This is a genomic window from Streptomyces niphimycinicus (assembly GCF_018883605.1).
GTDB classification, from domain to species: domain Bacteria; phylum Actinomycetota; class Actinomycetes; order Streptomycetales; family Streptomycetaceae; genus Streptomyces; species Streptomyces niphimycinicus.
The window spans coordinates 1-5,105 of the sequence record NZ_JAHLEM010000547.1 but is presented as its reverse complement, the minus strand read 5'-3'; the positions used below and the strand labels follow the sequence as shown (position 1 = coordinate 5,105).

General features: G+C 69.8%; 5 protein-coding genes. 1 reads left to right on the top strand and 4 read right to left on the bottom strand.

What is annotated here, in order from left to right; all coding sequences use genetic code 11:
• Nucleotides 1-192: 192 nt before the first annotated feature.
• The 4 genes from thpR to KN815_RS35760 all read right to left on the bottom strand — a co-directional run bounded on the left by thpR (nt 193) and on the right by KN815_RS35760 (nt 4,463).
• Nucleotides 193-771, bottom strand: coding sequence for an RNA 2',3'-cyclic phosphodiesterase (gene thpR / locus KN815_RS35775; RefSeq protein ID WP_216346007.1), 579 nt, complete (start codon nt 769-771; stop codon nt 193-195).
• Between the two features lie 113 nt (nt 772-884).
• Nucleotides 885-2,267: an MFS transporter gene (locus tag KN815_RS35770; RefSeq protein WP_216346006.1), complete on the bottom strand. Its 1,383-nt coding sequence runs from the start codon at nt 2,265-2,267 to the stop codon at nt 885-887.
• Between the two features lie 32 nt (nt 2,268-2,299).
• The gene (locus tag KN815_RS35765; RefSeq protein ID WP_078642072.1) at nt 2,300-2,761 is read right to left on the bottom strand and encodes a MarR family winged helix-turn-helix transcriptional regulator; all 462 of its coding nucleotides are present in this window, start codon (nt 2,759-2,761) and stop codon (nt 2,300-2,302) included.
• 235 nt (nt 2,762-2,996) lie between these two features.
• Nucleotides 2,997-4,463 (bottom strand): NCS2 family permease, encoded by a 1,467-nt coding sequence (locus KN815_RS35760; protein WP_216346005.1) that lies wholly within the window; start codon nt 4,461-4,463, stop codon nt 2,997-2,999.
• A gap of 170 nt (nt 4,464-4,633) precedes the next feature.
• On the opposite strand from KN815_RS35760, the gene KN815_RS35755 reads away from it, so the two are divergent.
• Complete coding sequence (locus KN815_RS35755; RefSeq protein ID WP_216346004.1) at nt 4,634-4,897, top strand: DUF2530 domain-containing protein; 264 nt, start codon at nt 4,634-4,636, stop codon at nt 4,895-4,897.
• Nucleotides 4,898-5,105 lie beyond the last annotated feature (208 nt).

Sequence of the window (5,105 nt, the reverse complement as noted above, 5' to 3'; positions counted from 1 at the left end):
CCACGACGGCGCCGCAGTCGGCCGACGACGCATCGCGACACTTCCAGCGGAGCGCTTAGCCGCCCAGGGCGGCCGCGGCGGCGACGACGACGAGAATCAGCACCAGCGCGCCGCTCATGATCATGTTTCTGGTCTTGGGGTCCACAGCCTTGAGACTAGCCGGACCGCTCAGTGGCCCAGCGGCCAGGCCGCTCAGTGCCCCAGCGGCCAGGCCGCCACCACCTCGTAGCGCGGCTGCCGCCCGGGGACGCCCGGGGCCGGTGGATGGCTGCGCACCAGGCAGAGCCGGCCCACGGTCCACTCCCGGCCCGCGAAGTCGGTGAGCCCGTCCACGTACGGCACCAGGCTGGTGGCGGAGCGGTGGCGGGAGGAACGGGCACGGGCGATGGTCAGATGCGGATGGTACGGACGGTGCCGGTCCATCGGGACCCCGGCCCGTCGGCCCCCCGCCTCGGCGGAGTCGGCCAGCCGCCGCAGGGCCTCGCTGTCGCCGTCGACGCCCACCCACACCACCCGGTCGTCGAACCGGCCCCCGCCCGCCAGCCGCAGCTCATGGGCGCGGTGCCGATGGGCGGCCCGGGCCAGCCGGGTGTGCAGCTCGGGCAGCACCTCCTCGGCCACCTCACCGTAGAAGGCGAGCGTGAAGTGCCAGCCCTCCCGCTCGGTCCAGCGCAGCCCGTCCGCCCCCGGCAGCGTCCGGAGCGCCTCGACCCGCGCGGCCAGCTCGGCGACGGCCGCGTCCGGCGGCAGGACGGCGGCGAAGAGTCTCATCCGCCCAGTCTCCCGCACAACTGAGCCCCTCCAGGGGGCAGCTCCCAGCGGTGGCCGGGGGAGTTCGAGGAGCGGGGTCCGGGGCGGGGCCCCGGCGAGCCCAACGGCGTGGTTCAGGCCGTGGCCGCGAGTGGCTTCTCCTCCGGTGTGCGGGGGACGAAGACCACTCGCGGGTGGCCGCGGCGGAGGTCCAGCTTCACCCGCAGACCGCCGGCCCGGACCAGGATCAGCCCCACCCCGGCCGCCGCGGCGGCCGAGATCAGACCGCCCGCGGCGAAGCCGATACGCGCGCCGCAGGTGTCGGTCAGCCAGCCCACCAGCGGGCCGCCGATCGGCGTACCGCCCACGAAGACCATCATGAACAGGCTCATCACCCGGCCCCGCATCGCGGGATCGGTCGCGAGCTGGACGCTGGAGTTCGCGGTCACGTTGAACGTCAGGCTGAAGATCCCGATCGGCACCATGAGCGCCGCGAAGAGCCAGAAGTACGGGGTCGCCGCCGCGACCACCTCCAGCACGCCGAACATCAGCGCGGCCCCGACCAGCAGCCGCCGCCGGGCCACCACGCGCCGGGCGGCGAGCAGCGCACCGGCCACCGAGCCGATCGCGATCAGCGTGTTGAGCAGGCCGTACGTACCGGGTCCGGCGTGGAAGACATCGTCGGCGAAGGCGCTCAGCCAGATCGGGAAGTTGAAGCCGAAGGTGCCGATGAAGCCGACGAGCACGATCGGCCAGATCAGATCGGGGTTCCCGGCGACATAGCGCAGCCCCTCCCGCAACTGCCCCTTGCCGCGCGGCGCCCGCTCGACCTTGTGCAGCTCACTGGTGCGCATCAGCAGCAGCCCGATGATCGGGGCGGCGAAGGAGACTCCGTTGATCAGGAAGGCCCAGCCGCTACCCACTGCGGTGATCAGCACACCGGCGACCGCCGGGCCGATCAGCCGGGCGGACTGGAAGTTCGCGGAGTTGAGGCTCACCGCGTTCCGCAGGTCCTTGGGGCCGACCATCTCGTTGACGAAGACCTGGCGGGTCGGGTTGTCGACGACGGTGACCAGGCCGAGCAGGAACGCGATCAGATAGACATGCCAGACCTGCACATGGCCGCTGAGCGTGAGGGCGGCGAGGGCGAGCCCGCACAGCCCCAGCGCGGTCTGGGTGAACAGCAGCAGCCGCCGTCTGGGGCATCGGTCCGCGAGGACCCCGCCGTACAGCCCGAAGAGCAGCATGGGCAGGAACTGGAGCGCGGTGGTGATGCCGACGGCGGTGGAGGAGCCGGTGATGCTGAGGACCAGCCAGTCCTGGGCGATCCGCGACATCCAAGTGCCGGTGTTGGAGATCATGGCACCGGTGGCGAACAGCCGGTAATTACGGATCTTCAGCGAACTGAAGGTCCCGCCCCGGGTGCGTCCCGTGGTGACAGGGGACGTGGGGTCGGGCGCGGGGTTTGTGGGGTGCTTCGGTGCGGGTGCGGAGTCTGCTCCGGGTCCCGTACTCAAGTGTGTTCGCCTCCTGGCTGCCTCGGTTGTTCTTACAAATGCGCGAGCTTCTCCAGCACGGGAGCGGCGGCGCGCAGCACGTCCCACTCGTCCTCGGTCAGCTCCCCGACCAGCTCGGCCAGCCAGGCGTTGCGCTTGCGTCGGCTCTCCTCGAGCATGGCCTCGGCCCGCTCGGTCGGCGAGACGACCTTCTGCCGCCGGTCCTCCGGATGCGGCTCGAGCCTGACGAGTCCCTTGGCCTCCAGCAGGGCCACGATGCGGGTCATCGAGGGCGGCTGGACATGCTCCTTGCGGGCCAGCTCACCGGGGGTGGCGGAGCCGCACTGGGCCAGCGTGCCCAGGACGGCCATCTCGGTCGGGCTGAGCGACTCGTCCACCCGCTGGTGCTTGAGCCGCCGCGAGAGACGCATCACTGCCGACCGCAGGGCGCTCACGGCGGCCGCGTCGTCGGGGGGCGCCTCCGCGTTGTGCTGGGAGCGGGACAGATCCGGCATGGTCTTTAGCATAACTCATTACCTCGCCTAATGAAAACCCTGGTGACATCCCTATTTCTATTTCACCCGAACGAGTGAGTTGACTCCGGGTAGTGACGCTCGGTGAAACGCCTGAGCGCCCAGGACACCTCCGGTCCTGGGCGCTCAGGAAGGGACGACGTACAGCGACGTACAGCAGGGGGACGACATACCTCTGGGCAGGACGCCGACTCGGCTCAGGAGACGCCGACTCGGCTCAGGAGACGCCGAGCGCCTGCTCGATCGGGTTGAGCAGGAAATACACCAGGAAGCACAGCCCCACCGCGCCCAGCAGCCACGGGATCTCCCGGGTCCGCCGGGTGGCGATGCGCAGCAGCAGGAACGAGAGCACGCCCAGCCCGATCCCGTTGGTGATGCTGTAGGTGAACGGCATCGAGATCATGGTCAGGAAGGCCGGGATCGCGATCGTGAAATCGCTCCAGTCGATCTCCTTGACGTTCGCCGCCATGATCAGGAAGCCGACCACCACCAGCGCGGGGGTCGCGGCCTGCGAGGGCACCACCTTGGCCAGCGGGGTGAAGACCAGCGCGAGCAGGAAGAGACCGCCGGTCACCACGTTCGCGAGTCCGGTGCGCGCCCCTTCCCCGACGCCCGCCGTGGACTCGACGAAGCAGGTGTTGGCCGAGGCCGAGCCGAAGCCGCCGCCCGCGACCGCGACGCCGTCCACCATCAGGATCCGGCCCATGCCCGGAAGCTGCCCGCGCTCATCGGTCAGCCCGGCCTCCTCGCCGACGCCGATGATCGTGCCCATCGCGTCGAAGAAGCCGGACAGCAGCACGGTGAAGACGAAGAGACAGCCGGTGAGCAGGCCGACCTCATGGAAGCCGCCGAAGAGGCTGACATGGCCGACCAGGCCGAAGTCCGGGGTGTCGACCACCTTCTCCGGCACCTTGGGGATGGTCAGCCCCCACTTGGCGTCCGGGATCCGGGCCAGGGAGTTGATCACGATCGCGACCAGGGTCATGGTCACGATGCCGATCAGGATCGCGCCGCGCGTCTTGCGGACGATCAGGATGAACGTGAGCGCGAGGCCGACCACGAACACCAGCACCGGCCAGCCCTCCAGCCGCCCGGCCACTCCAAGGCCCAGCGGCACGGTGGTGTGCGCGGAGTCGGGGTTACGGGTGACGAAGCCGGAGTCGACCAGGCCGATCAGGGCGATGAACAGCCCGATGCCGATCGCGATCGCCCGTCGCAGCCCGGCCGGGATCGCGTCCATCACCCGCTGCCGCAGCCCCGAGGCGACGAGGATCATCAGCACCAGACCCGCGAGCACCACCATGCCCATCGCGTCCGGCCAGCTCATCTTGGGTGCGAGCTGGAGCGCGACCACGGCGTTGATACCAAGGCCCGCGGCGAGCGCGATGGGGACGTTGCCGATGATCCCCATGAGCAGCGTGGTCAGACCCGCGATCAGGGCGGTGGCGGTGACGAGCTGGCCGTTGTTGAGCTGATGCCCGAACTTGTCCGTCCCGGCCCCGAGGATGATCGGGTTCAGTACGACGATGTAGGCCATCGCAAAGAACGTGGCCAGGCCGCCACGGATTTCCCGGGAGACCGAGGAACCACGCTCACTGATCTTGAAGAACTTGTCGATGCCGTTCATGGGGGGAACCGGAGCCTGTTCGCTGGCGTCGACCGGCGCGGGGGCCGAGGGGGACATGGATGACCTCAGTCTTGCGTGAACATCAACAGTGGGTCTCTTGGACGATCGAACAAGACATTCCAGCCAGACCCGGAAGCATTGAGTATGAAACTATTAAGGCCCGATCGCCAAACCGGTCCCGGGACGGCCCCGACCAGGCCCATGACCGGCCCCCTTAAGCTGTGGCCATGACGAAGTGGACCCCCAAGCACGAGGCGCCGGAGCCGCTCGAGGGCAATGTCGTGGCCACGATCACCGGCGGCACGATCGTGTGGTTCGTCCTCTTCCTCGTCCAGTTGCCCTTCTACGGCTGGTTCGACGAGCACGGACATCTGTGGTGGCTGTGGACCTGCCTGGCCGGCGGCACCCTCGGACTGCTCGGCGTCTGGTACGTACGGGCCCGGGACGCGGCGATCAACGGCTCGCGGAACGGCGACGCGCAGAGCGGCTGACGCGCAGAGCGGCTGACGCGCAGAGCGGCTGACGCGCAGAGCGGCTGACGCGCAGAGCGGCTGACGCGACTGCCCCTGGCACGCACACCGCGCTCCCACGATGACGGGCACCCGCGCCGACGGGCTCCCGCGATGACGGCGCACCCACGAGGGCCCGGCGCACTCGCGATGGCGCGGCGCACCCACGATGGCGCGGCGCACCCACGAG

Bases quoted from the DNA above. Each gene is read 5' to 3' on its own strand.
- KN815_RS35760 (WP_216346005.1), bottom strand. From the start codon at position 4,463: ATGTCCCCCTCGGCCCCCGCGCCGGTCGACGCCAGCGAACAGGCTCCG.
- KN815_RS35755 (WP_216346004.1), top strand. From the start codon at position 4,634: ATGACGAAGTGGACCCCCAAGCACGAGGCGCCGGAGCCGCTCGAGGGC.
- KN815_RS35765 (WP_078642072.1), bottom strand. From the start codon at position 2,761: ATGCCGGATCTGTCCCGCTCCCAGCACAACGCGGAGGCGCCCCCCGAC.
- thpR (WP_216346007.1), bottom strand. From the start codon at position 771: ATGAGACTCTTCGCCGCCGTCCTGCCGCCGGACGCGGCCGTCGCCGAG.